Here is a 1,512-nt window from a genome sequence, read left to right as displayed (position 1 = left end):
GTGATCGAGAACCTGCCCGGCGCCGGCGGCATCTCGGGGACCAGCGTCGTGGTGCGTGCACCCGCCGACGGCCAGACGCTGGGCGTGGTGTCGAACAACCACGTGGTGAACCCCAGCGTCTTCAAGAAGATGCCCTTCGACGCCATCAACGACATCACGCCGATCTCGGTGATCGGCGCCACGCCCTTCGTGCTGGTGGTCAATCCGAAGCTGCCGGCCAAGAACGCGAAGGAACTGCAGGCGCTACTGAAAGCCAAGCCCGATGGCTACAACTACGGATCGTCCGGAAACGGGACCATCATCCACCTGGGCGGCGCGATGTTCATGGACGCCGCCGGCGTCGAGGCGCGCCATATCCCCTACAAGGGCGTCGGCCCGATGGTGGCCGACATCATCGGCGGCCAGGTCGAGATGGGCGTGGTGGCGGTGCCGGCGATCCAGGGCCAGCTCAAGAGCGGCGCAGTGCGCGCCATCGGCGTGATGGGCAAGAGCCGGGTTCCCTCGCTGCCGGACGTGCCGACCATGGCCGAGCAGGGCTTCCCCGAGGTCGATATTTCAGGCTGGTTCGCCGTGGTCGGTCCGGCCAAGCTGCCGCCGGCCGAAGTCAAGCGCCTGCACGCCGCCATCGTGGCCGCCTTCAACACGCCCGAGACCAAGGACGCGATGGYCAAGCAGGAGAACATCATCAATCCGATGACGCCCGAAGCCTCGGCCCAGTTCTTCAAGACCGAGCAGGAGCGCTATRCCAAGCTGGTCAAGAAGGCCAACATCGTGGCCGAATGAATGTCGGCAGCACCCGGAAGACCCTGACATGGCGCTCTACAGCATCGGTGGCAAGGCCCCGCGAGTCGCAACCACCGCCTTCGTGGCTCCCGGCGCAATCCTGATCGGCGACGTACGGCTAGGTGAACGTGCCAGCGTCTGGTTCGGCGCGGTGATCCGTGGCGACAACGAGCCGATTCGCGTCGGCGAAGCCAGCAACATCCAGGAAGGCGCGGTGCTCCACGCCGACCCGGGGTTCCCGCTCGACATCGCCGCCAACGTCACGGTGGGCCATCAGGCGATGCTGCATGGCTGCACGATCGGCGAAGGCTCGTTGATCGGCATCCAGGCCGTGATCCTGAACGGCGCGGTCATCGGCAAGAACTGCCTGGTCGGTGCCGGTGCCATCGTGACGGAAAAGAAGGTCTTCTCGGATCGCTCGCTCATCCTCGGTGCGCCCGCGAAGGTGGCACGCCAGCTGACCGACGAAGACGTCGCGCGCCTGATGGACAGCGCTGCCAACTACGCGCAACGCGCCGCGACCTACGGCTGCGACTTGACCCTCGTCGAGTAAGTACCTATCTCCAAGGAACATCCCATGTCTGATCTGTTCGAAAACCCGATGGGCCTGATGGGCTTCGAATTCGTCGAGTTCGCTTCTCCGACGCCCGACACGCTCGAGCCTTTCTTCGAGAAGCTGGGCTTCCAGCTGGTGGCCAGGCACCGGTCCAAGGACGTGGTGCTGTACCG

2 protein-coding genes and 1 pseudogene are annotated in these 1,512 nt (G+C 65.1%); all 3 read left to right on the top strand.

The window, feature by feature from the left end; all coding sequences use genetic code 11:
- Positions 1–783 (top strand): tripartite tricarboxylate transporter substrate-binding protein (locus AC1DY5_RS55215; RefSeq protein ID WP_478122627.1); only part of this gene is annotated, 783 nt, incomplete at its 5' end.
- Positions 784–811: 28 nt separating this feature from the next.
- Complete coding sequence (locus tag AC1DY5_RS55210) at positions 812–1,336, top strand: gamma carbonic anhydrase family protein (RefSeq protein ID WP_478122626.1); 525 nt, start codon at positions 812–814, stop codon at positions 1,334–1,336.
- Between the two features lie 24 nt (positions 1,337–1,360).
- Positions 1,361–1,512: pseudogene (locus tag AC1DY5_RS55205) on the top strand (4-hydroxyphenylpyruvate dioxygenase); the annotation flags it as partial.

This window comes from Variovorax sp. P4_D9 (genome assembly GCF_056401695.1).
This window is presented reverse-complemented; position numbering and strand designations above follow the sequence as displayed.